The following is a 14,829-nucleotide window of genomic DNA, read 5'->3' as shown; positions in this document are numbered from 1 at the left end:
ACATGGTAGATAAACGCGATTCCTATACAAAAGAAGACCTTGCTGCCTCCGGACGCGGAGAGCTATTTGGCGAGAATGGCCCGCCATTACCAGCAGGGAACATGCTGATGATGGACCGTGTCGTCAAAATGTCCGAAACGGGTGGTAAGTACGATAAAGGTTTCGTTGAAGCTGAATTAGATATCACTCCTGATTTATGGTTTTTTGCCTGCCATTTCGTCAATGACCCGGTTATGCCTGGTTGTCTGGGCCTGGATGCTATGTGGCAACTGGTTGGTTTTTACCTTGGCTGGCTGGGTGCCGAAGGTAAAGGACGTGCACTGGGTGTAGGTGAAGTTAAATTCACCGGACAGGTATTACCGACAGCGAAGAAAGTCACTTACAAAATCCACTTCAAACGCGTTATCAATCGCAAGTTGGTAATGGGTGTTGCTGATGGAGAAGTTTTCGTTGATGGTCAGTTGATCTACAACGCTAACGATCTGAAAGTGGGTCTGTTCAAGGACGCTGCGGCGTTCTAATCCAGATTCAGCTATATCTTCTAAAGGCGGGTTTTCCCCGCCTTTTTTGTTTCTGTTATTCCACTGTTATCTGAGTTATCTGCTGCGACTGAGCAGGCTCGCCGATTCCCCTTATGTTACCTGTGTTATATCAATCTCCGGTTATCCTGCGGATATAACAGGACTGCCCCGGACCTGAATATTCCGGATGAAACCCTTCTGACTTACATCACAACGCTTAGCAGAGTAACCGCTTTTGGCTCACGTCAGGCTGACTGCCACACAATACATTTATGCCGGAAACCCGGGCGCCGGGGAATCAAGCTAAGCCGGGTAAATCAGCAGTGAAAATCATTATTTTATCTGCTGGTGATTTGAGGAAGTTATCAGAGAACAAGTCGGTGCGGGGTGTTATGAAATGCAGGACAGAAATCAGAGTGAAGTGAAACAGTACCGGTAGTAGTTTTTGCCAGTTATTTTCTGCCGGAACCCCTGACATCAGCAAAGGCTCCGGCACGCTTAGATCCTCAGAGTTAAGCAAACACCGAACGTTCGGCCATTGCCATCCGCCATCCGCCCAGCCAATGTGAGCGTGTGTCAGTGGTCTGATACGGACAATTCTCTTTCGGTCGTCCGGTTATTCCGGCCTGATAGCCGCGTGAATGTGCCCGCTCTAAGCGATCTCTTTTTTGTCTCTTCATACCAGCTTTCCCTCATAGTTTAAGGTGGGACGGGATAGAAAGGATCCGTGGTTAATAAATGCTCAACCACGTCCTATTTCTACCGCCTAAAAACCAAAAGATCAATGCCTAAAATTCATCTGGCTGTCACATTAATGCAATAGCTTTTCAGGAAACAGACTTAAGACAAGGCGTTAGCGGTAACAGACGTTTTTCAGCTCTGGTAATTTTACAAATCTAAGCAAAAGTCCGGATTTTTCTGAGCCGGGCTCGCTCCAAAAAAAAAGCCTCCACAGGGAGGCTTTATGATACTGAAAGATTACTGGCTGATTTGCTGTGCTATCTGTCTGGCTTCCTGTTGCCAGCCTTCTGCCAGAGTTCTGACCAGCGCAGCATAACCATCCTTATCCTGCTTCAGGACCAGTGAGAAAGGTTTGCGGATTGACTGATCTCCTTTCTGTAATATCCATGAACCGCTGATCACCGCCTTACCATCATATCGACCGTGGAAGCCAGTGACAGTTACTGACAGCGTATCGTAGTTATTACCTGCCAGTGACCCGGTCACCAGCCAGCCTGGCATTAACTGGCTCAGATTACTGACCAGTGTTTGCTGTAACTGCTGGTCCAGGGGACTGGCCCATAAATTACTTGTGGCAATGACATATTGCACATCACTGGTCTGATACGCTAATCCATTGCCGGACAGATAATCTGACACATTGACCGGTTCAACCCATAACACATGCTGATCACTGGTCAGCGAAGCAGAACTGGTCGCAACAGGTGTAGTCACCGGCATTGCCGGTAACTGATAATATTGCTTGTCAGCTTCACTACTACAGGCACTGAGTAACAGTGCAGTAATTAAAACCAAAATTCTGTTCACTGTTTTGCCCTCTTAGGCTCAGGATCTTTGCCTGGCTTCGCTTCAAAGACTAATGCATTGCTCTTGTTATTCAGTGTTTTCAGTACCGGTTGCAACTCCTGCAATACCTGATCAAGTCGCTGCATATCACCTACCAGCTTATTGTAAGCCGGGGACCCTGGCTGCAGGCCTTTCAGACTGCGGTTAAGATCACGCAATGTTTGCTGCATATCTGCCGGCAAGGTTTTCATTGCCGGACTGCCAGTGATCTTGTTCAGATTATCCAGCGTAGTTTGCAGGTTTTTCATTGTTTTCTGGCTTTCTTTCAGTGTGCCAGTAGCCTCATTGAGCATTGGAGCCAAAGGTAATTTCTCCACTTTGTCGAGAATGGCCATGACTTTCTGCTGTATCTGATTAAGGCCACCGACTACTGTTGGAATAATTTCATAACCTGCTACAGAATCCGGACCGGTAAACTGCGGAACATTGTTGTAAAAGTCCAGATCAACATACAGGGAACCGGTAATCAGGTTCGCTGTTTTCAGGCTGGCTCTTAATCCGTTCAGACGGCCTTGCTGCAGATGTTGTTCCATATTGAAATTATTGCCGACACTGGAAGCAAACCGGCCCGGTTCTATCCGGATCAGTACCGGAATCCGGTAGTCATTGTTCAGTGTGTCAAACCGGCCAGGGATAACATAAGGCACTTTTTCTACGGTTCCTAAACGGATACCCCGGAATTCTACCGGCGCGCCAGGTTCCAGACCGCGGATAGATTCATTGAAGAACAACAGGAAATCCGTATGTTCGGTGTACATTGACTCCTGAATCGAACGCTGATCATCAAATAAATGGTAGTCAGCTTTATTCTCTGCCGGTTCACCCAGAGGAGATCCATCAGGAACATCAAAACTGACGCCACCGCTGAACAATGTTGTCAGTGAGCCCATTTCAACGCGCATACCTGAGGCCGACATGTCCACCGCAATGCCACTGTCTTTCCAGAAACGCACGTTAGTCGTTACCAGCCTGTCATACGGAGCCTGAATAAACAGCTGATAACTCATCATTCTTTTTGTCGTGTCAAACTTGCTGGTTTCTACCGAACCAACACGGAAACCACGGAACAACACCGGATCTCCGGCATTAAGCTGCCCTGCTTTCGCACTATCCAGAATGATACGAATCCCCTTAGCATCCGGACCTGCCAGCGGTGGTGAATCGAGTAACTGATAATGTTCCGGCTGCTCACCATGTGTGCCAGGCTGTAATTCGATATAAGAACCGGAAAGCAGAGTCCCGAGGCCGGTAACTCCCTCACGGCCGATCTGAGGCTTCACTGTCCAGAAGACCGAGTCTTCATGCAGCATTTTGTCCATGCCGGAATTGAGTCGCGCCTTAATTTCTACATGCCGGAGATCGGTGCTCAGTTCGGCACTCTCCACCATACCGATATCGACACTACGACTTTTTATTGCCGTTTTGCCCGGCACAATACCTTCCGCATCGCTGGTGATCAGCGTGACTTCAGGACCCTGATGCGAAAAATGATAAAACAATATCCATGCACCAATCAGTACCGTGACTATCGGTACAATCCAAACCGGAGACCATCTTTTGATGTTCTCTATGCGGGCTGTTTCCTGATTATTCTCTTTCAACACCGGATTCCTCAACGGGGTTCTTTGATTCACGATCCCACAGCAGGCGGGGATCAAATGTCAGTGCGGCAAACATGGTTAAAATAACAACAGCAGCAAATAGCAAAGCACCAGGTGCCGGATAGATATTCATTAACCCTCCCATCCGCACCAGAGAGGACAAAATTGCAATAACAAATACATCGATCATTGACCAGCGACCGACAAATTCGACCACTTCATACACCAGATGCATTTTTTCATTATCCCTCTGCCCTCTGCCGCTGGCGTTCCAACTGAGCCAGGCAATGGCCAGAATTTTCAGTGTTGGCACCATAATACTGGCAATGAAAATCACCAGCGCAACAGGATATGAGCCATCACTCCACAGCAAAACGACACCCGCCATGATATTTGATGTGATTTTAGACCCCAGAGCATCGGTGATCATAATCGGCATAATATTAGCGGGAATATAAAGCATTACAGAAGTCAGTAACAAGGCCAGAGTCCACTGCAAACTTTGCTTTTTCCGTGCCGTGCCGTGTGAAAAACAGCGCGGACAGACAGAGTCGTGCAGTGGCAAAATAGCAGTACAGCATGGGCAGGAACGTAGCTCCTGCGCGAGTCCGCTCAAACCTGCCATCGGCATTTTAGGAAGTGCCGGAGCAGGTTTAATGTGCTGCCATAACCGACGCTTATCCACACACTGAAAGGTGCGTAACTGAAAAATGCAAAACAGGCACCAGGGCCAGAAGCTGATCCCTAACCCTATTTCGCCGTAAGCCATAAGTTTCACGAAACTTACCAGCACACCAGCCATAAAAATTTCGGCCATTCCCCAGTTTCGCAAATGGAAGAACAGTTTTGCCAGTTGAACCTTCAATGGCAGTGGCATACTCGCGTGATTCACCAGCAGGATAATGATGATCAGGCAGCAGGCCGGAATTCCCTGCACCAGCAACAGAAACAGAACCGCCAGTGGCTGGTAATCATCAGATACCATGATCCCCGGAATACGCGTCAGACTGATCTCACTGCTCAAACCAGCAACATGCATACTGATAAACGGAAACAGATTGGCGAGCACCAGCATCAACAATGCCGAAATAGCATAAGCAGTAGGCCGTTTAGCCGCATCCGGCCAGCGCATATCCAGAGTGGTATGACAACGCGGGCACACCGCTTTCGTCCCGACAGTCAAAGACGGTAAGCGGCATGCCATGTCACACTGAGGACACAAAACCCATGTGTCTGCATCTTTGAGCTGCTCACACCGGGTAATGTTCATCGGGGTTACTCTCCATTCCTGAGATTTTCAAGATATTCCCAGCGGGTAAATGCTTCTTCCAGAGCCTGTTCGGCCACCGAAAGCTGATCGATAACCGGTTGTGTTTTATCATGCGGCTGGCTGAAAAAATCAGCTTTACTCATTGTCGCCTGCAGTTGTGCGATTTCAGTTTCCAGTGTTTCGAGTTTCTGTGGCAACTGTTCAAGTTCCCGCGCCAGGTTATAACTTAGCTTAGCCGGTTTACTGGTTTTAGCATCCGTTGTAGTCGCTGTTTTCGCTACCGGTGCTGCCGCAGGTTTACTGGTAGCTGGCTTTTTTGCCAGTTTATAGGCTGCACGCTGCCCCCGGGCATCGTGGTACCCGCCAACAAAGCGACCGACTTCACCATTTCCTTCAAATATCCAGCAATCGGTCACTGTATTATCAACAAACTGACGATCATGGCTAACCAGCAGAACTGTTCCCTGATAGCCGTCGATCAGTTCCTCAAGCAACTCCAGTGTTTCCACATCCAGGTCATTGGTTGGTTCATCGAGAATCAGTAAATTACTGGGTTTAAGGAACAACCGCGCCAGTAACAGACGGTTACGTTCACCACCAGACAACGCACGAACCGGGGTCATCGCACGTTTCGGGTGGAACAGGAAGTCCTGTAAGTATCCCAGAACATGGCGTGGCTTGCCGTTGACCATCACTTCCTGTTTTCCTTCGGCCAGGTTGTCCATCACTGTACGGTCAGGATCCAGCTCAGCACGATGCTGGTCAAAATAGGCGACTTCCAGTTTGGTTCCACGATGGATTTTGCCACTGTCAGCCGTTAAATCCCCCAGCATCAGGCGCAGCAGTGTCGTTTTACCGCAACCGTTAGCTCCAATCAGTGCAATTTTATCGCCACGTTGAACCTGAGCGGAGAAATTTTCAACCAGTGTTTTGCCCTGTACCTGATAGTTGACATCTTCCAGTTCAAAGACAATTTTTCCTGAACGGGAAGCTTCTTCAACCTGCATATTGGCTTTGCCCATCACCTCACGACGTTCGGAACGTTCGCGACGTAAAGCTTTCAGGGCCCGAACCCGCCCCTCATTGCGTGTCCGGCGGGCTTTTATCCCCTGGCGAATCCACACCTCTTCCTGGGCCAGCTTGCGGTCGAATTCAGCATTTTGTAGCTCTTCAACCCGCAGTGCTTCTTCCTTACCCAGTACAAAATTGTCATAGTCACCCGGCCAGGACACCAGTTTGCCGCGATCAAGGTCGACAATACGCGTTGCCATATTGCGGATAAACGAACGGTCGTGAGAAATAAACACGATGCTGCCACTGAATGTCTTAAGAAAAGTTTCAAGCCAGTCGATAGTTTCAATATCAAGGTGGTTGGTTGGCTCATCCAGCAGTAACACTTTAGGGTTGCTGACCAGGGCACGACCCAACGCTGCCTTTCTTAACCAGCCACCGGACAGTGAAGACAATTCTGTTTCCGCATCCAGACCAATATTTTGCAATACATCATTAATGCGCCCCTCCAACTGCCAGAGGTTATGGTGGTCCAGCAGTGTCTGGAGTCTGGCCATCTCATTGAGATTTTTATCGCTGGGGTCCTGCATCACCAGATGTGAAATGGCATGATATTCTTTCAGATATTTTGCCTGCTCAGCGACACCTTCTGCGACAAAATCATAGACCGAACCGGTGATGTTTCGTGGCGGGTCCTGCTGCAGGCGCGCAACCACTAAATCCTGCTCGTAGATAATCCTGCCATCATCCAGCGGAATTTCCTGATTAATGATCTTCATCAGGGTTGATTTACCAGCACCATTACGTCCGACCAGACAAACCCGCTCATTTTCTTCGATATGCAGTTCGGTATTATCCAGTAACGGCGCATCACTGAATGACAGCCAGGCATTATGTATACTAATTAATGACATAAAAAATTATTCCTTACCCGTGGCAGTGATTAGCCAGCAATTATGGATATGTTTATTTCTGGCAAAATCCTGAGAAAGGGTTTTTTGCGTAATTTCCTGAGCCTGCAGTCCCAGTGCCGCCAGCCCGTCGAGATCCATTTTGAATCCGCGTTTATTATTCGAGAACATGATAGTGCCACCTTTACGCAGCAGTCGTTTCAGATCGCTGAACAGATCAAGATGATCCCGTTGCACATCAAAACTATCTTCCATACGTTTGGAGTTCGAGAACGTCGGTGGATCGATAAATATCAAATCAAATGATTCATGTGCTTCCTGCATCCAGCTCAGGCAGTCAGCCTGAATTAACCGATGCGCCCGGCCGGACAGTCCGTTCAACTGCAGGTTACGTTCGGCCCATTCAAGATAAGTACGTGACATATCTACTGTGGTGGTTGAACGGGCGCCACCGAGGCCCGCATGAACGCTGGCACTTCCGGTATAAGCAAACAGGTTAAGAAAATCTTTACCCTGGCTCATCTCGCCCAACATTTTGCGGGCAATCCGGTGATCAATAAACAGACCGGTATCCAGATAATCGGTCAGATTCACCAGTAAACGCGCGTTGTACTCTTCAACCGGGAAGAACTCCCCTTTTTCACCCAGTTTCTGGTACTGGCTTTTTCCTTTCTGTCGCTCACGCGTTTTCAGAACCAGACGATTTGCCGGCATATCCAGCACTGTCAGGGTGGCACTGATAACATCAAACAGGCGTTGACGGGCTTTTTGAGCATCTACCGTTTTTGGTGGTGCGTACTCCTGAATCACCACCCAGTCAGCATAACGATCGACCGCAATATTGTATTCCGGTAAATCCGCATCATAAATACGGTAGCAGTTAGTTCCTTCCTGCTTCGCCCATTTATCCAGCTTCTTAATATTCTTACGCAAGCGGTTAGCATAATCTTCGGCAATATCCCGCGTCGATTCTGATGAGCCGGCCATCAACTGGTAATTTTTTTGTACACAGTCAAGCGGACCATTTTTTGCTTTGAACTGTCTTTCGGCACGCAGTTGCAGGCAGCTTAACAGCTCCGGAGAGCCGCTAAACAGAGACAATTTCCAGCCTGCAAACTCACGTTTTACAATTCGTCCAAACTGACTGTGTAATGCAATCAGCGCTGGTTCACTTTCCAGGCGCTCACCGTAAGGCGGGTTGCTGAGTATCGTTCCGGTTTCTTCTGCCGGCAACGGGTTTTTCAGCTGAAGTACATCCTGAGCTTTAAAACTGATAAACGCAGCCATTCCTGCTTTACGGGCGTTGACCTGTGCCCGTTGGATCACCTGCGGATCATTATCGTATCCGTAGAACCGGACTTTTTTACCCTGCATCGCCAGGCTGGCGCGACGATTGGCTTCACTGCTGACTTCCTGCCAGACAGCTTCATTGTGCCCTTTCCATGCACTGAATCCCCAGTGTTTACGGGCCAGTCCCGGAGCACGATCAGCAGCGATCATCGCGGCTTCAATAAGCAGAGTACCTGACCCACACATTGGATCGATCATTGGTGTTCCTGCACGCCAGCCGGAACGCATGACAATCGCAGCAGCCAGGTTCTCTTTAAGCGGTGCCTGACCTGTCTGTTGGCGATAATTACGCTGATGCAACGCATCTCCACTTAAATCCAGTGAAAGACTTACTTTGTCTTTGTTCAGCCATGCAACAATCCGGATATCCGGTGATTCACGGTCAACGTCAGGGCGTGCCAGATTTTTTCGGGTGAAACTATCTACGATAGCGTCTTTCACCCGCATTGCACCAAACTGACTGTTACGGATAATTTCGTTTGTGCCATTGAAGTGCACTGCAAAACTGCGGTTGCTGTCGAACAATTCTGTCCATGGAACAGACTGAGCACCCACATACAGATCAAGATCACTCCACAGGCCGAATTCTCCCAATGGCAGCAGGATCCGTGAAGCAAGCCGGCTCCACATCAGGCTCTGATACAACATTTTGTCATCGCCCTGATAATGAACACCGCCCGGCACCAGCTGTATATTCTGAGCACCCAACGCTTCCAGCTCAGTTTTTAAAAGTTCTTCCAGCCCACGGCCTGTACTGGCAAACAGAGAATTCATATTTTTTAAGTCTACTTAATGGAAAATTGTTGCGCATTATAGCGAATCACGGCGCTATGTCATAAAGTTAGCGTCTTTATTAATGAGAAGCCTGGAACGGAGGCCCGATGATCACTTTGTCACGGCTGTTTATTCATCCGGTTAAATCAATGCGCGGGACTTCTGTTTCTCAGTCGCTGGTGCGTCCTCAGGGTTTGTCCTGGGATCGGACGTTTATGCTAACAACGACTGACGGAACATTTATTACAGCGCGTCAGTACCCTGAAATGGTGTTGTTTTCACCGCTGGTGGTCCCGGAAGGATTGTTTATTCAGGCCACTGACGGCAGCCAGATACTGGTCCGTTTTGAGGATTTCAGTGAAGATGGAGCCACGACCGAAGTCTGGGGAACACATTTTGCCGCGCAGATAGCTCCGGATAATATCAACCACTGGCTGAGCCGTTTTTTCCCGCATCCTGTCCAGTTACGCTGGACCGGAAATCAACCGACCCGCAGAGTCAAAAATCTTCCGGAGATTCCGGTAGGTTTTGCCGACGGCTACCCTTTTTTACTGGTCAGTGAAGCATCATTTTATGATTTGCAGAATCGCTGCCCGGCAGGCATTCGTATCGAACAGTTCCGCCCGAATCTGGTGGTGAGTGGCTCTGATGCCTGGCAGGAAGATCAGTGGTCAGTTATTCGTGTCGGCGATATCACGTTTGATGTCACCAAACCCTGCAGCCGTTGTATTTTTACTACCGTAAGCACCAGTCGTGGTAAAAAACACTCGTCAGGTGAACCGATGACGACCCTTAAAACCTTCAGGCTGGCGGGTGACGAAAGTGGAGATATTGACTTCGGGCTGAATCTGGTTGCCCGCAACAGTGGGGTTATTCGTTGTGGTGATGAAGTTAAGGTACTGAGTACCAGACCTGGCCGCCCATATGCGGTGAGTGAACGACAAGCTGGCATAACTCCGGTGAAAACAGAGGTTAGACCGGCGAATATCAGCTGGCAGGGGGAGAGTTTTGTCGGTAATACTCAGCAGATTTTATTAGAACAACTGGAAGGTGCAGGGTTCAGGATCCCGTATTCCTGTAGAGCAGGGTCCTGTGGCTGTTGCAAGATGAAATTAGTTAGCGGAGAAGTCACTGCTCTTAATTCTTCTGCGATTAACGGCGATACCATTTTAAGCTGCAGCTGTATTCCACACAGCGATTTGGTACTGCAGGCTGTTTAAAATTAACCGGCCTGTTCAAAACGCATAGTCGTGACCGGTTCATGGGGACGCAGGCGGTCATTCATTATTTTGATCGCTTCTCCAAGCAACAATTTCTTGCCGGACAATTCCAGTGAAGTCTGAGCTACCACGCACAATGCGGCACTGCTTCCACTTTCAACCACCAGCAGGAGTACCGGTTGCCGGGTGTCTGATAAAGTCGTTTCTGCCAGTTGGCCGGCTTCGGGTTGCCATCCGGAATGACAGGCCACAAAATGCCAGCTTTTGGGCATTAAGGGTTTCAGAAAACGGCTGGCAACCAGTGCATTTAATACCAGCTCAGCGCGCTGTTGATGATTGAAATCTACATCGCGACATTTTTCTTCGAAATTAAAAAAACTCGCAGCATCATCAACACAAAAACTCTGTGATTCAAAAGCATCAGGGGTCAGCATTTTTTTAGGGTAACGGGATCTAAAATGCAATCCTTCGGTTAAATCCAGCATCATACGATCCTGGGTATCATCATAATACCACTGCCAGCGATCATCAGGCTTTAATGTCATATATTGCCGCCTCTCTTAATACGGTCATTTACCGTTCCCTGAAATATAAATCACTACCGATGCTAAATCTTAAATAGCCGGAGTAAACCCGATGTTGCCCTCATGCGGATAAAATATAAACGAGCCAGAGGAATAAATAAACCCCTCTGGCTAAATATTACACTTTTTCTGCTTAAATATGTTTCACAATATCCCGGATTAGAGTCGGGCCTTTATAAATAAAGCCGGAATATATTTGAATCAGTGTTGCACCTGCAGCTAATTTTTCCTTAGCCGAGATTAATGAATCAATACCGCCAACACCAATAATGGGTAACCGACCGTTAAGTTCAACGTTCAGACGACGGATTATTTCAGTACTGCGTAACTGGACCGGACGCCCGCTCAACCCACCAGCTTCACCTGCATGAGGTAAACCTTCCACCAGTGATCGATCAAGTGTGGTATTCGTTGCAATTACACCATCAATATTATGCCGCACTAAACTGTCAGCTACCTGGATCAATTCCTCTTCAGAAAGATCCGGCGCGATCTTTACTGCCACCGGTACATATTTAAGATGACGCTTTTGCAATTCCTGTTGTTTATTTTTTATTGCTGACAGCAAATCATCTAAGGCTTCACCGTATTGCAAACTGCGTAATCCTGGTGTATTCGGAGAAGATATATTGACAGTAATATAGCCTGCATGTGCATAGGTCTTCTCCATGCAAATCAGGTAATCATCTTTTCCCTGCTCAACAGGAGTATCTTTATTTTTTCCGATATTGATTCCGATAATGCCGCGATACTTCGCTTTTTTGACATTCTCAACCAGATGATCAACCCCAAAATTATTAAATCCCATCCGGTTGATGATCCCTTCCGCTTCTACCAGACGGAATAAACGGGGTTTATCATTTCCTGCCTGAGCACGCGGTGTCACCGTACCGACTTCAACAAAACCAAACCCCATTGCCCCGAAGGCATCAATGCATTCTGCATTTTTATCTAAACCCGCGGCCAGCCCGAGCAGATTATCAAACTGCAGCCCCATGCAGGTCACCGGCCGGGAAGGAAGCCGCTGATGGATCAGGCGCTCAAACGGCGTACCCCGTAATAATTTTAATTGTTTAATCGACAGTTCATGAGCCCGTTCAGGATCAAGTTTAAATAATGCAGGACGGATGATTGGATATAACATGCACTCTCCCTGGGAACACTGGTCGCGGTTGGCGGCCTCTGGCCGATTCTGAATTCTGCGCCGGAATGGTAAAGAGCTTTCAGGCAAAAGTAAATTTAACCCTTACGGAGTGGCGCAATACTGAGGGACATCAACAAACCTTATGACTTCTCCCATAAAAAAACCACCGGCTTTCACCAGTGGTTGTTTAGTGGATCGCTACTCTCTGATGATCAGGCGGTCAGGGCTTTAGTGATCTTCTCATACAAATCGCCGGACAGATTTTCCAGTGATTTCAACTCTTCTAACGCTTCGCGCATCATCTGCTGGCGTTTTCCATCATAACGTTTCAGACGAATAAGTGGTTCTATCATCCGTGCCGCTATTTGAGGATTCCGCTTATTCAGGTCGGTTAGCATGCGTGTCAGGAACCGATAACCACTGCCATCTGCTGCATGGAACGCTGACGGGTTTGCAGAAGCAAAGGCACCGACCAGTGAACGTACGCGGTTAGGATTACTCATGGTAAATGAGCGATGTCCAAGCAGTGATTCGACTCTTGCCAGAACATCTGCAGCCGGGCTGGTTGCCTGCAAAATAAACCATTTATCCATCACCAGACCATCCTGATGCCAGCGATCGTCCCAGTGCTGAAGAAGTTCATCAACGCATGGCAGTTGAGCCGAGACAGCAGAACTTAAGGCGGCCAGTGCATCCGTCATATTATTCGCCTGCTGATACTGCTGACGTACCAGTGAATCTGCAGCCTGCTGCTCACCAAACACCAGATAGCTCAGGCAAATATTCTTCAATGCGCGCTTGCCGATATCGTGGTGCTCTACCCGGTATTCACCCGTCTGGTTCTGCTGATACGTTTCGAGTAATTCGTTATGCAGCGCTTTAGCCAGTGTCCGGATAATGGCGGTTCTGACTGCAGCGATCGCCTGAGGATCAATGACCTCAAACCATTCTGCCATTTCGTTTTCAGAAGGTAATGTGAGAATTAATGCAGTCAGCGCCGGGTCACGACCTTTATCCAGCAATACTGCACGGAATGCCTCGGCCACATGTTGTGGCAAAGACAATGGCTGCTTCTGTGAGAAGCGCAAAACATTCAGCTTCACATAGGTGGCGAGCAGACTCTGAGCGGCATCCCAGCGAGAGAAATCGTTACGGGCATGGCGCATCAGGAAGGTCAGCTGCGCATCACTCCACTGATAATCCAGTTTTACCGGTGCAGAAAACTCACGTAACAGAGAAGGAACTGGCTGGAAGTACACATGATCAAAGACAAAGGTCTGTTCATTCTGCGTAACATTCAGTACCGGGTTCACCGACTGTCCCTGATACTGTAACGGAATCACCCCACCCTCACCGTCATAGAGCTCAATATCCAGCGGGATATGTAACGGCAGCTTTTCTTTTTGATCTGCTGTCGGTGGTGTGTGCTGTTTTACGTGCAGTTTATAGGTTTCAGTATGCGGGTCATACTCATCCTGTACGGTCAGTACCGGTGTGCCAGACTGACTGTACCAACGACGGAACTGGGTCAAATCTACACCTGAGGCATCTTCCATCGCCTGAACAAAATCATCACAGGTTGCTGCACTGCCGTCATGGCGCTGGAAATAGAGTTTCATCCCCTGCTGGAATTTCTGCTCACCCAACAAAGTATGCATCATGCGGATCACTTCTGAACCTTTCTCATACACGGTAAGTGTATAGAAATTGTTCATTTCCATTACCTGATCCGGGCGGATCGGATGCGCCATCGGGCTGGCATCTTCGGCAAACTGTGCGCCACGCACCACACGGACATTATCAATACGATTTACCGGACGTGAACCTAGATCGGAACTAAATTCCTGATCACGGAAAACCGTCAGCCCCTCTTTCAGACTGAGCTGGAACCAGTCACGACAGGTCACACGGTTGCCGGTCCAGTTATGGAAATATTCGTGACCAATCACCGCCTCTATACCCAGATAATCTTTGTCGGTCGCAGTTTCGGCTTTAGCAAGGACATATTTGGAATTAAAGACGTTCAGCCCTTTATTTTCCATAGCCCCCATATTAAAGAAATCGACCGCTACAATCATAAAGATGTCGAGATCGTATTCCAGACCAAAGCGTTCTTCATCCCACTTCATACTCTGTTTAAGAGAGGTCATTGCCCAGTCGGCGCGATCGAGATTGCCTTTATCGACGAAAATTTCCAGGGCAACATCACGGCCAGATCGGGTGGTAAAACTGTCGCGCAACACATCGAATTCACCGGCAACCAACGCAAACAGATAGCATGGTTTCGGGAATGGGTCCTGCCATTTAACCCAATGACGGCCATCCTCACCTTCGCCGGAATCCAGACGGTTACCGTTAGACAGTAAATAAGGATATTTTTTCTTATCAGCACTGATAGTCGTTGTGAACCGGGCCAGCACATCGGGACGGTCCAGATACCAGGTAATATGGTGAAACCCTTCGGCTTCACACTGGGTGCAGAGAGCATCACCAGACTTATAGAGCCCCTCGAGGGCGGTATTTTTATCCGGATGAATGGTATTCACAATCTGCAGGCTGAATTGCTCCGGGACATTGTGAATAGTCAGCAGGCTGCCATCAATGGTGTAATCTTCCCTGTTGACTCCGTCGATGGTGATGGAATGTAAAGTTAACGACTCACCCTGCAAAACCAGAGCTGTTGCCTGATCATTCAGACGTTTGACCTGGCTTACTGCGGTCACTATGGTTTGTTGCTCATCAAGATCAAAACTCAGGTCAATATCAGTGATAGTGAAGTCCGGAGCCCGGTAATCGTGACGACACTTAATTTGCGGTTGATCTGTCATAATTCCTTCTCAGCCTTAGAAAATAGTC

The 14,829-nt window shown here is 48.3% G+C and carries 11 protein-coding genes; 2 read left to right on the top strand and 9 right to left on the bottom strand.

Features of this window, described 5'->3' with window-relative positions; translation table 11 throughout:
* Positions 1–2: 2 nt before the first annotated feature.
* On the top strand, positions 3–521 hold the full coding sequence (gene fabA / locus A7K98_RS07050; RefSeq protein WP_157665891.1) for a bifunctional 3-hydroxydecanoyl-ACP dehydratase/trans-2-decenoyl-ACP isomerase: 519 nt from the start codon (positions 3–5) through the stop codon (positions 519–521).
* A 512-nt stretch (positions 522–1,033) separates the two neighbouring features.
* Here fabA and rmf read toward each other — a convergent pair.
* The 6 genes from rmf to rlmKL all read right to left on the bottom strand — a co-directional run bounded on the left by rmf (position 1,034) and on the right by rlmKL (position 9,025).
* On the bottom strand, positions 1,034–1,201 hold the full coding sequence (rmf, locus tag A7K98_RS07040) for a ribosome modulation factor (protein WP_087487907.1): 168 nt from the start codon (positions 1,199–1,201) through the stop codon (positions 1,034–1,036).
* Between the two features lie 298 nt (positions 1,202–1,499).
* A complete protein-coding gene (pqiC, locus tag A7K98_RS07035) occupies positions 1,500–2,069 on the bottom strand; it encodes a membrane integrity-associated transporter subunit PqiC (RefSeq protein WP_157665889.1) in 570 nt (189 codons plus the stop codon).
* Positions 2,066–3,709, bottom strand: coding sequence for an intermembrane transport protein PqiB (gene pqiB, locus A7K98_RS07030; RefSeq protein WP_087487906.1), 1,644 nt, complete (start codon positions 3,707–3,709; stop codon positions 2,066–2,068). The genes pqiC and pqiB overlap by 4 nt, the downstream gene beginning before the upstream one ends.
* Positions 3,696–4,979, bottom strand: a complete 1,284-nt coding sequence (pqiA, locus tag A7K98_RS07025; protein WP_087487905.1) for a membrane integrity-associated transporter subunit PqiA — start codon at positions 4,977–4,979, stop codon at positions 3,696–3,698. The genes pqiB and pqiA overlap by 14 nt, the downstream gene beginning before the upstream one ends.
* Before the next feature lie 5 nt (positions 4,980–4,984).
* Positions 4,985–6,904, bottom strand: a complete 1,920-nt coding sequence (locus A7K98_RS07020; protein WP_087487904.1) for an ABC transporter ATP-binding protein — start codon at positions 6,902–6,904, stop codon at positions 4,985–4,987.
* A gap of 6 nt (positions 6,905–6,910) precedes the next feature.
* Positions 6,911–9,025, bottom strand: coding sequence for a bifunctional 23S rRNA (guanine(2069)-N(7))-methyltransferase RlmK/23S rRNA (guanine(2445)-N(2))-methyltransferase RlmL (gene rlmKL / locus A7K98_RS07015; protein WP_087487903.1), 2,115 nt, complete (start codon positions 9,023–9,025; stop codon positions 6,911–6,913).
* A 107-nt stretch (positions 9,026–9,132) separates the two neighbouring features.
* Here rlmKL and A7K98_RS07010 point away from each other — a divergent pair, with 107 nt between their 5' ends.
* On the top strand, positions 9,133–10,245 hold the full coding sequence (locus tag A7K98_RS07010) for a YcbX family protein (RefSeq protein WP_087487902.1): 1,113 nt from the start codon (positions 9,133–9,135) through the stop codon (positions 10,243–10,245).
* 2 nt (positions 10,246–10,247) lie between these two features.
* Here the strand turns inward: A7K98_RS07010 and A7K98_RS07005 are convergent, their stop codons facing one another.
* From A7K98_RS07005 to pepN, 3 genes are all read right to left on the bottom strand, one after another.
* Positions 10,248–10,790, bottom strand: a complete 543-nt coding sequence (locus A7K98_RS07005) for a cell division protein ZapC (RefSeq protein ID WP_087487901.1) — start codon at positions 10,788–10,790, stop codon at positions 10,248–10,250.
* A gap of 172 nt (positions 10,791–10,962) precedes the next feature.
* Positions 10,963–11,973 carry a quinone-dependent dihydroorotate dehydrogenase gene (pyrD, locus tag A7K98_RS07000; protein ID WP_087487900.1) on the bottom strand — a complete coding sequence of 337 codons (1,011 nt, stop codon included), beginning with the start codon at positions 11,971–11,973 and terminating at the stop codon, positions 10,963–10,965.
* A gap of 212 nt (positions 11,974–12,185) precedes the next feature.
* Positions 12,186–14,801 carry an aminopeptidase N gene (gene pepN, locus A7K98_RS06995; RefSeq protein ID WP_087487899.1) on the bottom strand — a complete coding sequence of 872 codons (2,616 nt, stop codon included), beginning with the start codon at positions 14,799–14,801 and terminating at the stop codon, positions 12,186–12,188.
* Positions 14,802–14,829 lie beyond the last annotated feature (28 nt).

Source organism: Tatumella citrea, assembly GCF_002163585.1.
GTDB classification, from domain to species: Bacteria; Pseudomonadota; Gammaproteobacteria; order Enterobacterales; family Enterobacteriaceae; genus Tatumella; species Tatumella citrea.
This window is presented reverse-complemented; position numbering and strand designations above follow the sequence as displayed.